We start from the raw sequence: 18,601 nt of genomic DNA, 5'->3' as shown, positions 1-18,601 counted from the left end.
GCAATGCCCTGGACGCAGCCTCTTTGAACCGTCCGTCCCGAGGTCGTGCGGGTATCTCGTGTAGGAGCGCGCTTGCGCGCGATGGGACTGACCGGGAAGGCGCCATCGCGCACGAGCGCGCTCCTACACGGCGGCGGGCCTATTCGCTGTGGCGGCGCCCGTGCAGTGCCATCCACGCCAGTGCAACGCCCGACAGCGCGCCGATCGAGGACATCAGCACGCGGGTGCCGAGGAAGTCGGGATCGTGGATCTTCGCCAGTGCGATCCGCGCATAGACCGGCGATTCGAGCCGCACCACGCCCATGTAGAACAGGTTCCAGGCATCGATGCCGGTGGCGATCGCCAGCGCGGTCAGACAGCCCCAGCCGAGGCTGGGGCCGTGCGCCCAGCGGTTGCGCACGCCCAGCCAGTGGAACAGCGAGAAACACAGCGCGCCGACCAGCAGCGCGATGCCGGCGGCTTCGAGCACGCCGAGCCAGCCGAGGTGCAGCGGCAGGTTCACGCGTCGGGCACGACTTCGCCGGCATGCCAGCGCGGCAGCACCGACAGCAGCGCACCCTCGGCCACCAGGCGCACCGCGGCGGCGACTTCGCCGTCCAGGGCCCGGTCGCGGTCGAGGAAGGGGATGACCTCGCGGATGCGGGCATGCGCGGCCGCCACGACGGCGCCGGGGTGGAAAGCCTCACAGGCGGCCAGTTCGGCACGCAGGCCCTCGACCTCGGCGTCGAATGTCGTGCGCGTCGCGCCATCGGCCGGCGGGCCGCCCTGCACCTTGGCAGCCAACGCCATCGCGTCGCCGCGCCGGGCCAGATCGCGCGCCGCGTTGATCATATCGGTCCGCAGATCCAGCGCCTGGGCGGCGGTGTAGAGCTCCAGCGCCAATACCTTGCCGAGGTCATCGGCCATCGACAGCACGTGACGCGCCTCGTTGGTGCCCATCGACACGTGGTCTTCGGCGTTCGCGCTGGTCGGAATCGAATAGACGCTGGCCGGGTGCGCGCGCGTGGCGAGATCGTTGACGATCGCCGCGGCGGTGTACTGCACGATCATGTAGCCCGATTCGGTGGCGTCCTCGTTGCCGATCAGAAAGCCCGGCAGGCCGTCGTTCGTCGCCGGGTCGACCAGCTTGTTGAGACGGCGCTCCGAAATCGACGCCAGCACCGGAATCGCGGCCTTGACGTAGCTCATCGCCAGCGCCAGCGGCATGCCGTGGAAATGACCGGCGGAAATGACCTGCTCCTCGACGTGCTCGGCCTCGCGGTCCGGAAACACCAGCGGATTGTCGGTGACCGCATTGAGCTCGATCTCGAACACGCGCTTGGCCTGCTCCACCGCGTCACGCACGGCGCCGTGCACCTGCGGAATGCAGCGCAGCGAATAGCTGTCCTGGGGCTGGTGCTTCTTGCCGCCGCGGAACGGGCGGAAGCGCGTGTAGAACTTCTCGCGGCCGTGGCGCTGGTCGCTCGGCACCCAGTCCCAGCCGATGTCGAAACGCAGCGCCTGCGCCTCGGCGGTGTCCCAGCTGCCCGGCAGCCACGGGCGGAAGCGCGGTACGAGGTGATACGGGATGTCGGCGAGCGTGGAGCCATCGAGCAGCTCGCGCAGATGCGCGGCGACCTCGACCTGGCCCGGGTGCGGACGCAATGCGTGCACCTCGGCATCGAACGCGCCGAGGCGGCCGGCGAAGGCGTCGATCGTCATCGCCGCGGCGAGATCAGCGGTGTCGAGCAGCGCATCGAGCTTCTGCAACGCGAGCACGCCGGTGGCCAGCATCTGCGCGGTGCCGTTGTTGAGCGCCAGGCCTTCCTTGTACGACAGCGTGACCGGTGCGAGACCGGCGCGCTTCAAGGCCTCGGCGCCCGGCATCCGCTCGCCGTCGACGAACGCCTCGCCGCCGCCGAGCAGCACGATCGCCAGATGCGACAGCGGCGCGAGGTCGCCGGAGGCGCCCACCGAACCCAGCGCCGGCACCACCGGCACGATGCCGGAGTTCAGCAGCGCGGTCAGCGCCTGCAGCGTCGAGACGCGGATACCGGAGTGCCCGCGCAGCAGCGTGTTGATGCGGATGCACAGCATCGCGCGCACCACGTCGGCCGAGAGCGGTTCGCCGACGCAGACCGCGTGGGTCACGATCAGGTTGACCTGCAGTTCCTCGTGCAGCGAGCGGCCTGACGGCGTCGCGCCGGGCAGATCGTCACGCAGCGGACGCGCGCCGAGCAGGCGGTCGGCATTGCTGCCGAACCCGGTCGACACACCGTAGATCGGCTCCTCGCGACGCACCTGCTCGGCGAGAAAATCGGCAGCGCGGGCGACCGCCTGCAGCGCGCCCTCGTCCAGATCGACCGGCGCGCCGTGCGCGACCATGACCAAGTGGGCGCGGCTCAGCGAACGGCCGTCGAGGCGGATGGATTTCATGGATGGAATCTCCTGCAGGTCACGGGTAGAACGGCTTTGCAGTCGCATCTGCAATCGGAACCGTCATTCCCGCGCAAGCGGGGCTCTTAACAGCCGAACGGCTGGTCATCCATGGACGTCGACATCTGAAAGAACAAAGTCCCTGGATCCCCGCCTGCGCGGGGATGACGGACCTCAACATTCCGCTCGCAACGGAGCCCATCGCGTTCACGGCATCGACCGCGCCTGCTCGCGCTCGACCAGCAGCGTGCGCGGCAGGTCGTCGTCGGCGACCTCGAACTGCTCGCCGCGGCGCAAATCCTTGACCGCGACCACGCCCTTGGCGGCTTCGTCCTCGCCGCGGATCACGACGAAGCGGATACCGGCGCGATCGGCGTACTGCATCTGCTTGGCCAGCTTGCGCGGTTCGAGCTGGGTTTCGACGTTGAGGCCCGCGCCGCGCAGGCGCTGCGACAGCGCGAGCGCATCGGGCAGCGAGGCGTCGTCGAGCAGCGTGACCAGCACGTCGACCGAACTGTCGGCGGTCGCGATCAGCCCCGCTTCGCGCAACTGCCAGAACAGGCGCGTCAGGCCGATGGAGATGCCGACGCCCGGCAGCTTCGACTTGGTGTAATGGCTGGCGAGGTTGTCGTAACGGCCGCCCGAACAGATCGAACCGATCTGCGGGTGCGCGTCGAGAATCGTCTCGTAGACCATGCCCGTGTAGTAATCGAGACCGCGCGCGATCGACAGATTCAGCGCGTAGCGCGATTCCGGCACGCCCAGCGCACGCAGCTGGTTGAGCAGGTCGCGCAGTTCATTGCGGCCTTCTTCGAACAGCTCGGTGCCGGCGCCCAGCGCGTCGAGCTTGGCCAGCGCATCGTCGTGGCCGGTCGAGCGCACGCGCGAGAACGCGAGCAGGCGCTCGGCGACCTCATCGGACAGGCCGAAGTCCTCACCGGTCAGCGTCGCGCGCACCGCGTCCTCGCCGCGCTTGTCGAGCTTGTCGATCTCGCGCAGCACGGTCATCTGCCGCGCGTCGTCGATGCCCTGCCCTTCGAAATAGCCGCGCAGCAGCTTGCGGTGGTTGAGCTGGATCGTGAACTCGCCGATGTCGAGTGCGGCGAACACCGCGCTGATCACGGCCGGCACTTCGGCGTCGTAACGCGGCGACAGCGTGTCCTTGCCGATCACGTCGATGTCGCACTGGTAGAACTCGCGGAAGCGGCCGCGCTGCGCGCGCTCGCCACGGTAGACGCGCTGCATCTGGTAGCGGCGGAACGGGAATGCGAGGTCGTGCTCGTGCTCGGCGACGTAGCGCGCCAGCGGCACGGTCAGATCGAAGCGCAGCGCGAGCTCCGGCAGGCCGTCGGACTGCTTCTCGAGCGCGCCGGTGGACTGCACGAAATACACCTGCCGCTCGGTCTCGCCGCCGGATTTCGTCAGCAGCGTGTCGGACAGCTCGAACACCGGCGTCTCGATCGGCAGGAATCCGAAGCCCTCGAACGTGCGGCGGATCGTGTCCAGCATGCGCTGGAAGGCGATCTGATCGCGCGGCAACAGTTCCATGACGCCGGGCGGGGTCCGGGGCTTGATCATGCGGGCAGGCTCGTTTCGTGATGCGGATGGAGACGGACATTCTAATCCGTCCCCATCCGGGACAGCGGCCGGCCCGCACTTCCCTGTCGGAACGCGCGCGCGAGCGTTCCGAGTACAGCCCTCGCGCGCGCTCCTACACGAAGGCCGTGCGTGCGCGGATCGTCGTGCAGGCGCCCATGCGCAGGCACAGGTGGCAGTCGACGACGCCCTCCGGCAGCGTGCGGTGAGCGATGGGCAGCAGGCTGCGGTCGCCGAGCGGCACCGGCGCATCCGTCCCCGCACGGAACCCGCCAGGTAGGAGCGCGCTCGCTCGCGAGGGCGTCCCCGGCACAGCCCTCGCGCGCCAGCGCGCTCCTACACGAAGGCCGTGCGTGCGCGGATCGTCGTGCAGGCGCCCATGGGCAGGCACAGGTGGCAGTCGACGACGCCCTCCGGCAGCGTGCCGTGAGCGATGGGCAGCAGGCTGCGGTCGCCGGGCGGCACCGGCGCATCCGTCCCCGCACGGAACCCGCCAGGTAGGAGCGCGCTCGCGCGCGAGGGCGTTCCCGGTACACCTCTCGCGCGCCGACGCACGCCTACACGGGCGCTTTCGGGCGCGGATCGTCGTGCAGGCGCCCGTCGCGCAGCCACAGGTGGCGGTCGACGACGCCGTCCGGCAGTGTGCCGTGGGTGATCAGCAGCAGGCTGCGGTCACCGAGCAGCGCGGGCAGCTCGCGCATCAGCGTGTCGGCGGTGTCCTGGTCCAGCCCTTCGGTGGGTTCGTCGAGCACCACCAGGCGCGCGTCGCGCAGCAGGGCCCGCGCGAGCGCGAGGCGGCGCGCCTGGCCGGCCGACATCGTGACGCCGGCCTCGCCCACCCAGGCGTCGAGCCCGCCGATGCGCTCGGCCCAGTTCTTGAGCCGGACCTGGGCCAGCGCGGCCCACAGCCGGGCATCGTCCGCATCCGGGGCGCCCAGCGCGAGGTTGTCGCGCACCCGCCCGGCGAACACCGGGGCGTTCTGCGGCAACCAGCCGATCCGCGCGAACCAGTCCTGGGCGCGCATCGCGCGCAGATCCACGCCGCCGAAGGTGACCACGCCGGCCCCGGGCTCGGCGCTGCGCAGCAGCAGCGCGGTCAGCGTCGACTTGCCGGCGCCGCTGTCGCCACTGATCGCGACCCGCTCGCCCGGCGCGATGCACAGATCGAGCCCCGAGAGCACCGGTCGCGCGTCCATGGCCCAGGCGAAGTCCACGCGATCGAACACCAGCGCACCGGAGGCCGGCACGGCCTGCGGACCCTCGGGATCCACGACCGACGGTTCCGCGCCGGCCACCGCGTCCAGGCGCGCGATCGATGCGCGCGCCGCGGTCAGCGCCTGCCAGGCCAGGCCGGCCCCGGCCCAGGCTTCGAACAGGCCGATCGCGATGAAGAACAGCGCCGCGGCATGCGCTGGCGGCAACGCGCCCACGGTCGTCGCGGAGATCGCGACCCAGGCGATGGCCAGCAGACCGGCGGCGGTGACCAGGCCATGCCAGAGCCCGCCATTCGCAAGCTGACGACGCCGCGCGCGTTCGAAATCGGCGATGTCGCGGCCGTCGGCGTCGACCCGTGCCAGCCAGCCGGCTTCGGCACCCAGAGCCGCGAGATCCGCATGGCCTTCGTAGAGCTCGTGCAACCGCGCGCGCAATGCCGCGCGCCGCCGCGCACGCTCGGTTTCCTCGGCCGCACGGCCACGCGCGACGATCCACGGCACACCGAGGCCGCTCGCCAGCGCCACACCGGCCAGCACCGCGCCACTGGGCGGATGCAGCCAGGTCGCAATGCCGATGCCGAGCACGCCCACCGTGCCCAGCGCCAGCAGCGGCCCGGTCGCCCGCAACAGCAGGCCGTCGACCGCGTCGATGTCGCCCATCAGGCGCGCCAGCAGTTCGCCGGTGCGCAGCCGGCCCAGTTGGCCCGGGGTCAGGCGCAGCGCACGGGCGAAAAACCAGCTGCGCAGATCGCGGGCGATGCGCAGCATCGCGTCGTGGCCGACCAGCTTTTCCAGATAGCGCGAGACGATGCGCGCCAGCGTCAGCCCGCGGATGCCCGCCGACGGCGTGAAGAAATTGAAGCTGCCCAGCGTGCCGAAGGTCAACGCCGCCGCGGTCAGGAACCCGCCGGACACGCCGAGCAGGCCGACGCCCGCGACCAGCGTCGCCGCCAGCAACGCGATCGCCAGCAGCACGCGGCGGCGATGCTGGCGGAGCAGCATGCGCGTGCTGCCGACACGCTGGTCGAGCGGCGCGCTCATCGCGGCGCCCCCTGGGTCGGGATCTGCCAGACCGCATCGGCCCAGCGCATCACCGCGTCGCTGTGGGTGGCGACGACGACGGTGCAGCCATCGAGGTGCGCGGTCAGCGCCGCCAGCAGATCGGCTTCGGTCTGCGGGTCGAGAAACGCCGTGGGTTCGTCGAGCAGCAGCAACTGCGGCCTGCGCAGCAGCGCGCGGGCCAGCGCCACGCGCCGCGCCTCGCCGCCCGAGAGGCCGAAACCACGCTCGCCGATCACCGTGTCCAGCCCGTCGGGCAGCCGTTCGACGAAGCGCATCACCTGCGCCACACGCGCGGCCGCGTCGATCTCGGCCGGGCTGGCCTGCGGCGCGCCGAGCCGCAGGTTGTCGGCGATGCTGCCGTGGAACAGCCAGGGCCGCTGCCCGGCGAGCGCGATCCGCGTGCCCGGCGGCAGCGCGATCCGCCCCTGCTCCGGCTCGAGCCAGCCCGCCAGCGCGTCGAGCAGCGTGCTCTTGCCCGCGCCGCTGGGGCCGACCAGGGCCAGGCGCGTGCTGGCGGGCGCGAGCAGCGAGACGTCGCGCAGTACCGGCGCGGCCGCGCCGGGATGGCGCAGCGTCACCGCGTCGACCTGCACCTCGGGCGCAACGCCGGTCCCTGCAGCCTCCGGCGCCGATGGCGCGTGCGAAAGCGCGGGCAGCGTGCCGAACGTGGCTTCGATCTCGGCGAGCGCCGCCAGTGCGTTCGCGCGATCGTGGTAGTGGGCGGCGAGCCGCCGCATCGGCGCATAGAACTCCGGCGCCAGCAGCAGGCAGAACAGGCCGGTCGACAGCGACAGCGGCGTGCCGCGCAGATCGAGCATGCCCAGATAGGTGAAACCGAAATACACCGCGACCAGCGCGACGCTGACCGAGGCGAAGAACTCCAGCACCGCCGACGAGAGGAACGCGATGCGCAGCACGCGCAGGCTGCGTTCGCGGATGGTCTCGGTGGCGGCGCCGACCTGGGCCAGTTCCGCCTCGCCCTGGCCATAGACGCGGATCAGATCGAGCCCGCGCAGGCGGTCGGTGAAATGCGCGCCGGCGCGCGCGAGTGCCGCCAGCTGGCGTCGCCCCGCGGTCTCGGCGCCCATGCCGATCAGCATCATGAACATCGGTGCCAGCGGCGCGGTCAGCAGCAGCACCAGGCCGACGATCCAGTCGGCGGCGAACACCGCCGCCAGCAGCACCACCGGCACGCAGGCCACCTCGGCGCGCGCCACCAGGTAGCCGCTGTAGTACGGGGCGGTGGCATCGACATGCCCGGTCGACAGCGCGACCAGCGCGCCGCTGCGCTGGCCGCGCAGCCACACCGGCCCGCGCGCGACCGCCGCTCGGGCCAGGCCCGTGCGCATGGCCTCGATCGTGGTCTCCACCATGTCGGCCGAGGCCCGCTGTCCCCACCAGCCCAGCAGCATCCGCAGCAGCAGCGCCGCGCCGAGCAGGGCCAGTGGCCGCGGCAGCGCATCGATGCCACCGCCGGAGAACAGCACCGCATCGAAGCCCCAGGCGATCGCCGCGGCCTGCGGCACCCACAGCCAGCCGGCGAGCACCTGGCAGGCCACTGCGACCCGAAAGCGCGGACGCGCCTGCACGAGCTGCGCATCGAGCCAACGCGAACGGAGGCGTCGCTGCGGACCGGCGGGGTCTGCGTCGGGCGGCAGCGAGGTCATGGAAACGGAGAACGCCTGCTTCGGAGGGAAAGACCACATCGCCCCGTGGCGGGATCGCGACGCGTCCGCTAGTATCGCAGCCCGCCGCGCACACGACGCGGTCGCCATCCACCTCGATGACGACCTGCACGTGTTCGACACGAACCTCTTGCCCTCGGCGTGAGGGCATCGGTAGAATGCGCGGCTCACCTGTCGGGGTGTAGCTCAGTCTGGTAGAGCGCTACGTTCGGGACGTAGAGGTCGCAGGTTCGAATCCTGTCTCCCCGACCATCTGGTGACATCGAAACCGGCCGCATGGCCGGTTTTTCGTTTTCCGGGCCGTGCCCGCTCGCGGCGCCGCCGAGTGCCGCCCGCCATGGACCCCTCGCCCACCGCCTCCCGACCGCCCTCCGGCGCCGTGCGCGTGCTGGTGCTGCTGGGCATCGTGCTGTCGGCGTTCAATCTGCGCACCGCGGTGACCTCGCTGACGCCACTGCTGGACCTGCTCGGCGCCACGTTCGGATTCGGCTCCACCACGGCCGGCGTGCTCGGCATGTTGCCCACGGCCGCGTTCGCGGTGTTCGGCGTCGGCACACCGATGCTGGCGCGGCGGATCGGCATCGAGCGCACCGCGCTGCTGGCGATGCTGGTGGCCGCCGCCGGGCTCGCGCTGCGGGCGCTGGCCGACGGCGTGGGCGTGCTGATGGCCGGCTCGATCGTCGCGCTCGCCGGCATGGGCATCGGCAACGTGGTGTTGCCGCCACTGGTCAAACGCTATTTCCCCGCGCGCGTCGGTGCGGTCAGCACGCTGTACATCACGGTGCTGCAGCTGGGCACGATGCTGCCTGCGCTGGCGGCCGTGCCGCTGGCGGAGGCCGCGGGCTGGCGGTTCGCGCTCGGGGTGTGGACGTTCGCCGCGGTCGCGGCCGCGCTGCCGTGGATCGGCCTGCTGCTGCTCGCGCGGCGCGGCAACAGCGGCGTGCGCGTCGATGGGCCGTCGACTGCGCTGCCCGGCGTGCCGATGCCGCGGGCCGGACAGGCCTGGCGCTCGCCGGTCGCCTGGGGCATGGCGCTGATGTTCGGCACCACCTCGCTGATCACCTATTCGATGTTCACCTGGCTGCCGACGTTGCTCACCGAGGCCGGCGCCTCGGCCGCGTTCGGCGGCACGATGCTCGCGGTGTTCTCGGCGTTCGGGCTGATCGGCGCACTCGGCATGCCGTCGATCGCGGTGCGCATGCGCAACCCCTTCGTCGTGGTCGCGCTGTGTGCGGCGTGCCACGTCGTCGCGTTCACCGGGCTGCTGCTCGCGCCGCTGGCCGCGCCCGCGCTGTGGGTGATGCTGGTCGGCCTCGGCACGGGCACGTTCCCGCTGAGTCTGACGCTGATCAACCTGCGCTCGCGCACCCCATCGGGCTCGGCAACGCTGTCGGGCTTCATGCAGGGCGTCGGTTACGCCTTCAGCTGCGCCGGTCCGCTGCTGTTCGGCGTGCTGCACGGAGCCACCGGCGGCTGGCAATGGCCGTTCGCGATGCTCTACGGCATGGTGATCGTGCTGCTCGTCGGCGGCTGGATGGCCTGCCAGCCGCGCGCACTCGAGGACGGCTGGCACGCGCAGACGCGCTGAGCCGCTCCCCCAGAGCGGCCGTGTCCACCGCCGATCACCGGTGACGCGCTGCGGGTTGTGGTTCCGTTCGACGACGGGGCAAACGCCGCCCCACCTGATCTGCGCGTTGCCCTCGTTGGAGGCGACCGCGCGGCGGCGGTCGCTGAACGCGCCGGTCAGTTCCCGCGCGGGACACGACGGAACCTTGACGTGCGTCACACCAGCATGCGCGCCGTCGGGGAAGCGCAGGACGTGCGATTCGACATCGCCCGCCCTTCGGATATGCCGCCCCGTGCCTTCAGCTCCGCTTCGCCGTGCCCCGCTTCCGTTCATCCTCGCGGCCCTCCTGGCACCGCCTTCACTGCCGCTCGCCGCCAGCGCGTCCGAGCCGCTGCCCAGCGCTGCGCTGGGGGACGCGCAGCGACGTCTCGCGGCCGACGCGGCCGATGACGACGCATTCCGCGACCAGGTGCTGGCGCTCGACGCACTGGGCGCTTCGGCGCTCGCCGCCGAGCGCATGGCCCAGCGTCCGCAGCTGTTCGCCGATCACGAGCGCGAACGCATCGAAGGCGATGCGGTGGCGCGGGCGATCGGCTGGGGGCGGGTCGAGCCGGAAACGCCGGACGCACGGCTCGCCGAATCGCGTGCCGCGCTCGCGCAGCTCGAAGCATTGCAGCGGGATGCGCCGCGCCAGACCAACTGGGAGGCCACGCGCCTGCGCGTCGACGCGCTGTCGGCGCTGAACCATCTGCAGCAGCACGAGGCCGTGGTGGCCGGCTATCAGGCACTGCTCGATGACGGCATCGAAGTGCCGGCCTACATCCTCGGCACCGTCGGCGATTCGCTGCTGGCCCTGCGCCGCCCGGCCGATGCCATTCCGGTGCTGGAAACCGCGATCGCCCACGCGCCGCACGACATCAACGCCCGCATCCTGCTCGGCTACGCCTTGATCGAAACCGAGCGCTTCGATCGCGCCCTGCCGCTGTTCGAAGCGCTGGCCGCATCGCAGGACGCCTGGCCCCGCCATGCCGGCGCGCGCAGCGGCTACGAGAACTGGGACCGCTACAGCGCCGACCTCAATCACGCGCTGGCGCACTCCTACGCCAACGACCACGCACGTGCGGAACGGATGCTGCAGTCGCAGGCCGGCATCGGCCCGAACAACCCGGGCCTTCAGGCCGCCTACGGCTCGGTGCAGTCGCGCAGGTCACGCCCGTCGGCGGCGCTGGAACGCTACGAGATGGCGTTGACGATGGCGCCGCAGGACCGCGACGCCCTCGCCGGCCGCGTCGGTACGCTGACCGCGCTCGACCGCATCGACGAAGCGCGCGATGCGCTGACCACGTTGCAGCAGGCGCATCCCGAGGATTTGCGGCTGGAACGCGTCGAACGGGATCTCGACCGCCACCGTGGCGTGCAGGCCACGCTGTCGGCCAACCGCGGCCGCAGCCGGCAGCGCGATGGCGCCGACACGTCGATCTCGCCGTTCGGCAGCCGCGATGGCGGCTGGGCCCTCGACGTGCGTTCGCCGCTGATCGACGACCGCTGGCGCGTGGGCGTGTTCGCGCACGAGGGCTGGGCGGATTTCGTCGACGGCCGCGTGCGCCATCGCGCGGCGGGCGTCGGCACCTGGTATCGCCACGACCGTCTCGGTGCCTGGGCGACGCTCGGCGCGGCAAGCGGCGCCTCCAGCGGTGCGACCTGGACGCTCGGCGCCGACTGGCGCTTCAACGATGCCTGGCGCACCGGCGTGGAACTGGCGCGCAACGCGCAGGGCACCTCGCTGCAGGCGCGACGCCTCGGCATCGATGCCGACAGCGCGACGCTCACCGCGTCCTATGTGCCCAGGGACACCTTCGCGCTGCAGGGCCGGCTGTCGCGGCTGCGCTACGACGACGGCAACACGCGCGACCAGCTCGGCATCGATGCCTCGCAACGCCTGCTCACGCGGCCGCACCTGATGGTCGACGGTCTGCTGTCGGCCTATACCAGCCGCGGCTCGCGCGGCGACACGGTCGGCTATTTCAATCCCGAGCGCGACGCGTCGGCGAACGTCGGCCTGCGCCTGGACCACATCACCTGGCGGCATTACGACACCGCGTTCCAGCAGCGCGTCGACGTGATGGCCGGCCCGTACTGGCAGCGCGATGCGGGCACGCACTGGGTGCCGTCGCTGGGCTATCGCCACCTGTGGCGTCGCGACGGCCACGAACTCGAATACGGCGTGGCCTGGTCGCGCCCGGTCTACGACGGTCTGCGCGAGCAACGCGTCGCCTTCGATGTCGAACTGCGCTGGGGAGGTGCCCGATGATCGCGTCTGCACGCACCTGGATCGCCGCCGCGCTGTTGGCGCTGCTGTCCGTGCTCTCACCTGCCCATGCGTCGCTGCTGGTGCTCAGCTATCACGACATCCGCGACGACGTAGCGCCCAAGGGCGATCCCGATCCCTACGCGGTGTCGACGACGAACTTCGCCCAGCATCTCGACTGGCTGCGCGCGCACGGCTACCAGGCCGTCAGCGTGCAGCAGGTCATCGACGCGCGCGCCGGCCGCGGCACGTTGCCGGACAAGGCGGTCCTGCTGACCTTCGACGACGGCCTGCGCAGCGTGTACACGCATGTCTTTCCGCTGCTGCGCGCCTACGGCTGGCCCGCGCTGGTGGCGCCGGTGACCAGTTGGGTCGAACTGCCGGCCGACCAGGCCGTGCCCTACGGCCCGCGCGATTTCACCACCGGTGATTTCCTGACCTGGGCGCAGCTGCGCGAGATGCACGACAGCGGCCTGGTCGAAATCGGCTCGCACAGTCACGACCTGCATCGCGGACTGCCCGGCAACCCGTTCGGCAACCAGACTCCGGCCGCGGTCACCCGCATCTGGAGCGAGAGCAGCGGCTACGAGAGTGAAGCCGCGTGGCGTGCGCGCATCGAGGCCGATCTGCAGGCCAGCCGCGCGCTGATCGAACGCAATATCGGCCAGGCGCCGCGCGTGATCGTGTGGCCCTACGCCGCCTACAACGACGTCGCCAACGGCATCGCCACCGCGCTCGGCATGGACCTGTCGTTCGATCTCGAAGGCCGCGCGCAGGCCACCGACCTCGGCCTGCAGGGCGAGGACCGCGCCGACCAGGCCTCGCTGGCGAGCCTCGCGCGCCTGCTGATGCACCGCAATCCGGACGTGCGCGATCTCGCCGGCGAACTGCGCCGCGATCTGTCGCTCGACGGCATGCGCGCGATCCAGGTCGATCTCGACTACGTCTACGACGCGGATCCGGCGCAGCTGGCGCGCAATGTCGACGCGCTGGTGCAGCGCATCCAGGACATCGGCCCGAGCCACGTGTGGCTGCAGGCGTTCGCCGATCCCGACGGCGACGGCGCCGCCGAAGCGGTGTACTTCCCCAGCCGACACATGCCGGTGCGCGCCGACCTGTTCAACCGCGTCGCCTGGCAGCTGCGCACGCGCGCGCAGGTGCGGGTCTATGCGTGGATGCCGGTGCTCGGTTTCAAACTGGCCGATGCGGATCTGCAGCGCGAGCTGCAGATCGCGGCGACGAACGCGAACGAGATTCAACGTCTGGATCCCAGTGATCCGCGCACCTTGGCGATCGTTTCGGACATCTACGCCGAACTCGCCGCGAACAGCCATTTCGACGGCCTGCTGTTCCATGACGACGCGTACCTGCGCGACGACGAGCTTCCCGCCTACGGCGGTGGCGTACCGGTCGCGCGCACGCAGGGCCTGATCGACTTCACGATGGCGCTCAAGACGGCGGCCCAGCGCTGGCGGCCCAAGCTCATGACCGCGCGCAACCTGTTCGCGCTGCCGGTGCTGGAGCCCGCATCGGAAGCCTGGTTCGCGCAGCGGCTGGAGCCCTTTCTCGCGGCCTACGACACGACCGCATTGATGGCGATGCCGCAACTGGAGAACGTGGACGACCCCGAGCACTGGTTGCGCACGCTCGCCGAGACCGTACGCGCGACGCCCGACGGCGTGGCGCGCACGCTGTTCGAACTTCAGACCGTCGACTGGCGCGTGCGCGCGCCGTTGCCGGGTGACACGCTGCGCGCGCAGTCGCGCCTGCTGCAGGCGGCCGGCATCCGTCACCTGGGCTACTACCCCGACGACTTCATCGGCAATCAGCCGACGCTCGAGGACGCGCGCGACGCGATGTCCGCGCGCGCCTTCCCTTACCTGGAGCGCTGAACATGGACTGGGCATCGCTGCCGTGGATCCGCTGGCTGTTCAATTTCGCGTTTTTCTACCCCATCGTCATGGCGTGCTTCTGGATCGTCGGCGGGGTGTACTACTACGTGCGCCGCGAACGCAAACGGCCGAGGCCCGATGCACCGCCGCCGATGGCGCACATGCCCCTGGTCTCGATTCTGGTGCCCTGCTTCAACGAGGAAGACCACATCGTCGACACGATCACCGCGCTGTCGGCCCAGATCTATCCCGACTTCGAGATCATCGCGATCGACGACGGCAGCAGTGACCGCACGCCGGAACTGCTCGATGCGCTGGTCGCCGACCATCCGCGGCTGCGCGTGGTGCACCTGTCGCAGAACCAGGGCAAGGCCAACGCGCTGCGCATGGGCACGCTGGCGGCGACATCGGACTATCTGGTCTGCGTCGATTCCGACGCCATGCTCGATCCGCACGCAGTGCGCTGGATGGTCGGTCATCTGATCGACGGCCCGCGCGTGGGCGCGGTCACCGGCAATCCGCGCATCCGCAACCGCACCACGCTGATGGGCCGCATGCAGATCGGCGAGTTCTCCGCGATCATCGGGCTGATCAAGCGCGCCCAGCGCACCTATGGCCGGCTGTTCACGATTTCGGGCGTGATCTGCGCGTTCCGGCGTACCGCGCTGCACGACGTGGGCTACTGGTCCGACCGCATGGTCACCGAGGACATCGACATCTCCTGGCGGCTGCAGCTGGCCGGCTGGGACATCCGCTACGAGCCCAACGCGCTGTGCTGGATCCTGATGCCCGAGACCATCCGCGGCCTGTGGGCGCAGCGCCTGCGCTGGGCCAGCGGCGGCGTCGAAGTGCTGCTCAGCCACGGCCGTGACGTGCTGGCGTGGAAGAAGCGCCGCATGTGGGGGGTGCTGCTCGAGTATCTGCTGAGCCTGACCTGGGCCTACGTGATGCTGACGATCATCGTGCTGTGGCTGGTCGGGCTGTTCGTCACCCTGCCGCCGGCGATCCGCGTGGACTCCATCCTGCCGCGCTGGCACGGCGTGGTGCTCGCCTTCATCTGCATGCTGCAGTTCGCGACCAGCCTGATGATCGAACGTCGCTACGAGGACAGGATGGCCCGGCATTTCTACTGGGTCATCTGGTATCCGATCGCGTTCTGGATGCTCGGCATGCTCACGGCCGTCGTCGCCCTGCCCCGCACCCTGCTGCGCCGCCGTCGCCGGGCCGTCTGGACCAGCCCCGATCGAGGAGCCACCGCATGACGCCGCCCATCATCGACCACACCCCGAGCCGCAGTCCCGGCAAGCGCTTCGCATCGGGCACGCTCACTGCGGCTGCCTGGATGCTCTATGCGTGGCTGTGGGTGCCGCTGATCACCGCGTTGGCCTGGTACGTCGGCGCGCGGACCGCGTACCTGCGGCTCTACCTCAACCAGAACGAGGTCGAACCGTTCCTGCTGCTGTCGTTTCCGTTGATCGCCCTCGGCTGCGCGGTGCTGCTGATCGGCTGGGCCGAATACAACCGCATGCGATTCGCGAAGACAGATCGCCGGCAGCGCCGCGCGAACATCATCGACGACGAGGTGCGCATCGCGCTGGGCGCCGCGCCGGAACTGGCGGCGAAACTGCGCGAAGGCAGGATCGTGCGGGTGGCCGTGGACGACGACGCGCGGCCGGTGTCGGTCAACCTCGGCAGTTGACTCACCGGGCGGCCGCATTCTCCGCGTGCCTGACCTGTCCCGTGCCTTCGATCTCGAAGCGTTCGACGGTCAATGCCTCCAGCCCCATCGGCCCGTAGGCGTGCAGGCGCGTGGTCGAAATGCCGATCTCCGCGCCCAGTCCCAGCTCGCCGCCGTCGCTGAAGCGCGACGAGGCGTTGACCATGACCACGGCCGAACGGAGCGACGCGACGAAGCGCCGGGCATTGGCGTCGTCGCGCGTGGCGATGACTTCGGTGTGGTCGGAGCCGAAGCGCTGGATGTGCGCCAGTGCGGCATCGAGTGAATCGACGACGCGCGCGGCGATGACCAGATCGAGGAATTCCGCCGCATCGTCGTCCTCGCCGATCGGCACCACGGCATCGGCGCGCGCGGCGATACCGGCGTCCCCGCGTACCTCGACACCGCGCGCCTGCAGCGCGGCGACCGCCCGTGGCACGAAGACATCGGCGATGTCGGCGTGCACCAGCAGCGTCTCCAGCGCGTTGCAGGCGCTCGGCCGGCCGGTCTTGCCGTCGAGCAGCAGGCGCAGCGCGAGGTCGGGATCGGCGCTGGCGTCGACGAACAGGTGGCAGACACCCTTGTAGTGCTTGATCACCGGCACGCGTGCGTGCTCGGCGACGAAGCGGATCAGGCCCTCGCCGCCGCGCGGAATCGCGAGATCGACAATGTCCGTCAGCTGCAGCAGTTCGAGCATCGTCTCCCGGCGCAGATCGGTGACCAGGGTCAATATGTCGGCACCGATACCCTGCGCTGCGATCGCGGCACGCAGTGCTTCGGCGATCGCGGTGTTCGAGTGGATCGCCTCGCTGCCGCCGCGCAGAATCACCCCGTTGCCGGCCTTGATGCACAGCGCTGCGGCATCGGCGGTCACGTTCGGCCGCGCCTCGTAGATCATCGCGATCACGCCCAGCGGCACCCGCACCTTGCGCACGCGGATGCCGTTCGGGCGCACGTCGTCACGGGTGATCTGCCCGACGGGGTCCGGCAGTGCTGCGACTTCACGGACCGCGGCAGACACACCGGCGAGTCGCGCAGCGTCGAGACGCAGACGATCGAGCAGCGCACCGGTCGTGCCGCGCGCTTGCGCGGCTTCGATGTCGCGTGCGTTCGCGGCAAGGATCGCGTCAGCCTGTGCGTCGAACGCATCGGCCATCGCGTGCAGCAGCGCATTGCGCGCGTCGGTATCGAGCATGGCCAGCTGCGCGGCGGCGTCGCGGCAAGCAAGGGCGGCGGTTCGGATCTCGCTCATGGACGTGGGTGTGGTGTGGGGAGCAACAACTTAGCGCGATGCGGCGATGGGCGCGATGCTTGCGGTGGCAACTGACGGAACGGCCCGTGTGCAGATGCGAGCTGCCCTCTCCACCACGTCATTCCCGCGCAGGCGGAGGTTTCAACAGCCGAATGGCTGGTCATCCATGGACGTCCTCATTCAGAGCAGTGTCCATGGATCCCCGCCTTCGCGGGGATGACGATCAGAAGCGCAAGACGTCATCTCGACCACAGATCATCGTCCCGTCATTCCGGCGGCTCTCGAAGGACGAAGGTCCGAGCCAGAGTCCAGTACATTGGCCGTCGTGCGGGACAACCAGACAGCTGACTGGTCTGGAGAGAACACGTCGCTGGTTTCCGGCCTGACCAGACATTTGTCTGTTAGAAGCCATCGGAATGAGGGTGACAAGGACCTGGATAAAACCCCGTCAAACCAGCACCAGATCATCCCGATGCACGATGGTCTCGCCGTAGCTGTAGCCCAGCGTCGCCTCGATGTCGCGCGAGTGACGGCGCGCCAGCCGGCGGATGTCGTCGGCCGAGTACTGGGTCACGCCGCGCGCGATCGGCTCTCGGCTGTCCCCATCCAGCAGCACCACCGAGACCAGATCGCCGCGCCGGAACTGGCCCTCGGCGGTCAACACGCCGCCCGGCAACAGCGATGCACCTTTCTCGACCATCGCGTTCGCAGCGCCGCTGTCGACCAGGATCGCGCCGGCTTCCGCCGGCGCGTTCTGCAACCAATGCTTGCGCGCCGCCATGCGCGTGCGCAGCGGATGGATGCGGGTGCCGCGCAGGCGATCGTGCGCGAGGCCGTCGAGCACATCGGCGCGCCGGCCGTTGAACAGCACCGTCGCGACACCGGCCGATGCGGCGCGCTGCGCGGCTTCGAGCTTGGTGCGCATGCCGCCGGTGCCCACGCTGCTGCCGGCGCCGCCGGCGACCGCGAGCAGCGACGCACTCATCTTCGCAATCAGCGGCATCGGGCGTGCATGCGGCTCGATGCGCGGGTCGGCGTCGTACAGCCCATCGATGTCGGTGGCGATGAACAACACCTCGGCATCGACCAGCGCGGCCACGATCGCGGCCAGGTTGTCGTTGTCACCGAGCTTGAGTTCGTCGACCGAGACCGTGTCGTTCTCGTTGACCACCGGCAGCGCGCCATGGCGCAGCAGCGCGGTCAGCGTGGCGCGTGCATTGAGGTAACGGCGGCGGTTGCGCAGGTCGTCGTGGGTCAGCAGCACCTGCGCGACCGGGCGTTCGAAGAAGCCCTGCCAAAAGCCTGTCAGCCGCGCCTGGCCCAATGCGGCGAGCGCTTGGCGCTCGGCCATCGGTGCGCCCGGGCCGAGATTCGCGTGCAGGATCGCGCGGCCCGCGGCGACAGCGCCTGACGACACCACGACGATCTCGCGTCCAGCCGTGTGGCTCGCGCGCACGAAGCCGGCGAGCGCCGCGGCGTACTGGTCCGACAGGCCGCCGCCGTCGGCCGCCAGCAGGCTGCTGCCGACCTTGAGCACCGCGCGCCGCCAGGGCGGCAGCGGCTGCTCGGGAAACGCATCGGCGTCGGGCGTGTGCATCGGTCGGCGGTGCTCAGCGGGTGTTCCACTCGTGGACGACGAGCGCGCTCGCATTCTGCAACGCCAGCGGGTCGTCCGCGACGATCGCCTGCGCTTCGGCCAATGTCGCGATCCCGCTCAACAGATACGCACCGCCGCTGCCGTCGGCGAAGCCGCCGGTCATGTCCAGCAGGCCACGCGCACGCAGGTGGTCGAGGAAGGCCTGATGCGGCGCGACGACGGAGGCATCGAAGTCGGGGCGGCGCATCGCAATGACGAGGAAGCGTTTCATGTCGGCAGTTCTCTGATCGAAGGCC

Annotated in this window: 16 protein-coding genes and 1 tRNA gene; 7 read left to right on the top strand and 10 right to left on the bottom strand. The window is 70.4% G+C overall.

Annotated features, from left to right (window positions below; all coding sequences use genetic code 11):
* Nucleotides 1–139 precede the first annotated feature (139 nt).
* From ACF3M1_RS07020 to cydD, 7 genes are all read right to left on the bottom strand, one after another.
* The gene (locus ACF3M1_RS07020) at nt 140–502 is read right to left on the bottom strand and encodes a hypothetical protein (RefSeq protein ID WP_394004853.1); all 363 of its coding nucleotides are present in this window, start codon (nt 500–502) and stop codon (nt 140–142) included.
* Entirely contained in the window at nt 499–2,415 is a 1,917-nt protein-coding gene (hutH, locus tag ACF3M1_RS07015) for a histidine ammonia-lyase (RefSeq protein ID WP_394004852.1), read from the bottom strand. The genes ACF3M1_RS07020 and hutH overlap by 4 nt, the downstream gene beginning before the upstream one ends.
* 207 nt (nt 2,416–2,622) lie before the next feature.
* A complete protein-coding gene (hisS, locus tag ACF3M1_RS07010; protein WP_394004851.1) occupies nt 2,623–3,993 on the bottom strand; it encodes a histidine--tRNA ligase in 1,371 nt (456 codons plus the stop codon).
* Between the two features lie 133 nt (nt 3,994–4,126).
* Nucleotides 4,127–4,255 (bottom strand): hypothetical protein, encoded by a 129-nt coding sequence (locus ACF3M1_RS07005; protein WP_394004850.1) that lies wholly within the window; start codon nt 4,253–4,255, stop codon nt 4,127–4,129.
* 92 nt (nt 4,256–4,347) lie between these two features.
* Nucleotides 4,348–4,476, bottom strand: coding sequence for a hypothetical protein (locus tag ACF3M1_RS07000; protein WP_394004849.1), 129 nt, complete (start codon nt 4,474–4,476; stop codon nt 4,348–4,350).
* 92 nt (nt 4,477–4,568) lie between these two features.
* Nucleotides 4,569–6,266, bottom strand: a complete 1,698-nt coding sequence (gene cydC, locus ACF3M1_RS06995) for a thiol reductant ABC exporter subunit CydC (protein WP_394004848.1) — start codon at nt 6,264–6,266, stop codon at nt 4,569–4,571.
* Nucleotides 6,263–7,954, bottom strand: coding sequence for a thiol reductant ABC exporter subunit CydD (gene cydD, locus ACF3M1_RS06990; RefSeq protein ID WP_394004847.1), 1,692 nt, complete (start codon nt 7,952–7,954; stop codon nt 6,263–6,265). Before cydD ends, cydC begins: the two co-directional genes overlap by 4 nt.
* Between cydD and ACF3M1_RS06985 the strand changes: the two genes are divergently transcribed.
* The 7 genes from ACF3M1_RS06985 to pgaD all read left to right on the top strand — a co-directional run bounded on the left by ACF3M1_RS06985 (nt 7,953) and on the right by pgaD (nt 15,438).
* On the top strand, nt 7,953–8,117 hold the full coding sequence (locus tag ACF3M1_RS06985) for a hypothetical protein (RefSeq protein ID WP_394004846.1): 165 nt from the start codon (nt 7,953–7,955) through the stop codon (nt 8,115–8,117). The genes cydD and ACF3M1_RS06985 overlap by 2 nt on opposite strands.
* Nucleotides 8,118–8,147: 30 nt before the next feature.
* Nucleotides 8,148–8,224 (top strand) — tRNA-Pro (locus ACF3M1_RS06980).
* An 85-nt stretch (nt 8,225–8,309) separates the two neighbouring features.
* Nucleotides 8,310–9,560, top strand: coding sequence for an MFS transporter (locus ACF3M1_RS06975; protein WP_394004845.1), 1,251 nt, complete (start codon nt 8,310–8,312; stop codon nt 9,558–9,560).
* Between the two features lie 271 nt (nt 9,561–9,831).
* Nucleotides 9,832–11,850 (top strand): poly-beta-1,6 N-acetyl-D-glucosamine export porin PgaA, encoded by a 2,019-nt coding sequence (gene pgaA / locus ACF3M1_RS06970; RefSeq protein WP_394004844.1) that lies wholly within the window; start codon nt 9,832–9,834, stop codon nt 11,848–11,850.
* Nucleotides 11,847–13,739 carry a poly-beta-1,6-N-acetyl-D-glucosamine N-deacetylase PgaB gene (pgaB, locus tag ACF3M1_RS06965; RefSeq protein ID WP_394004843.1) on the top strand — a complete coding sequence of 631 codons (1,893 nt, stop codon included), beginning with the start codon at nt 11,847–11,849 and terminating at the stop codon, nt 13,737–13,739. Before pgaA ends, pgaB begins: the two co-directional genes overlap by 4 nt.
* A 2-nt stretch (nt 13,740–13,741) precedes the next feature.
* Nucleotides 13,742–15,001 carry a poly-beta-1,6-N-acetyl-D-glucosamine synthase gene (gene pgaC, locus ACF3M1_RS06960; RefSeq protein WP_394004842.1) on the top strand — a complete coding sequence of 420 codons (1,260 nt, stop codon included), beginning with the start codon at nt 13,742–13,744 and terminating at the stop codon, nt 14,999–15,001.
* Nucleotides 14,998–15,438: a poly-beta-1,6-N-acetyl-D-glucosamine biosynthesis protein PgaD gene (gene pgaD / locus ACF3M1_RS06955; protein ID WP_394004841.1), complete on the top strand. Its 441-nt coding sequence runs from the start codon at nt 14,998–15,000 to the stop codon at nt 15,436–15,438. Before pgaC ends, pgaD begins: the two co-directional genes overlap by 4 nt.
* Before the next feature lies 1 nt (nt 15,439).
* On the opposite strand, the gene ACF3M1_RS06950 is transcribed toward pgaD, so the two are convergent.
* The 3 genes from ACF3M1_RS06950 to ACF3M1_RS06940 form a co-directional block, all read right to left on the bottom strand.
* A complete protein-coding gene (locus tag ACF3M1_RS06950) occupies nt 15,440–16,708 on the bottom strand; it encodes a glutamate-5-semialdehyde dehydrogenase (RefSeq protein WP_394004840.1) in 1,269 nt (422 codons plus the stop codon).
* 448 nt (nt 16,709–17,156) lie between these two features.
* Nucleotides 17,157–18,305 (bottom strand): glutamate 5-kinase, encoded by a 1,149-nt coding sequence (gene proB / locus ACF3M1_RS06945; RefSeq protein WP_394004839.1) that lies wholly within the window; start codon nt 18,303–18,305, stop codon nt 17,157–17,159.
* A 13-nt stretch (nt 18,306–18,318) separates the two neighbouring features.
* On the bottom strand, nt 18,319–18,576 hold the full coding sequence (locus ACF3M1_RS06940) for a YciI family protein (RefSeq protein ID WP_394004838.1): 258 nt from the start codon (nt 18,574–18,576) through the stop codon (nt 18,319–18,321).
* Between the last annotated feature and the right edge of the window lie 25 nt (nt 18,577–18,601).

Origin of the sequence: Luteimonas sp. WGS1318, from assembly GCF_043187535.1 — a bacterium.
Lineage (GTDB): Bacteria > Pseudomonadota > Gammaproteobacteria > Xanthomonadales > Xanthomonadaceae > Luteimonas.
This window is presented reverse-complemented; position numbering and strand designations above follow the sequence as displayed.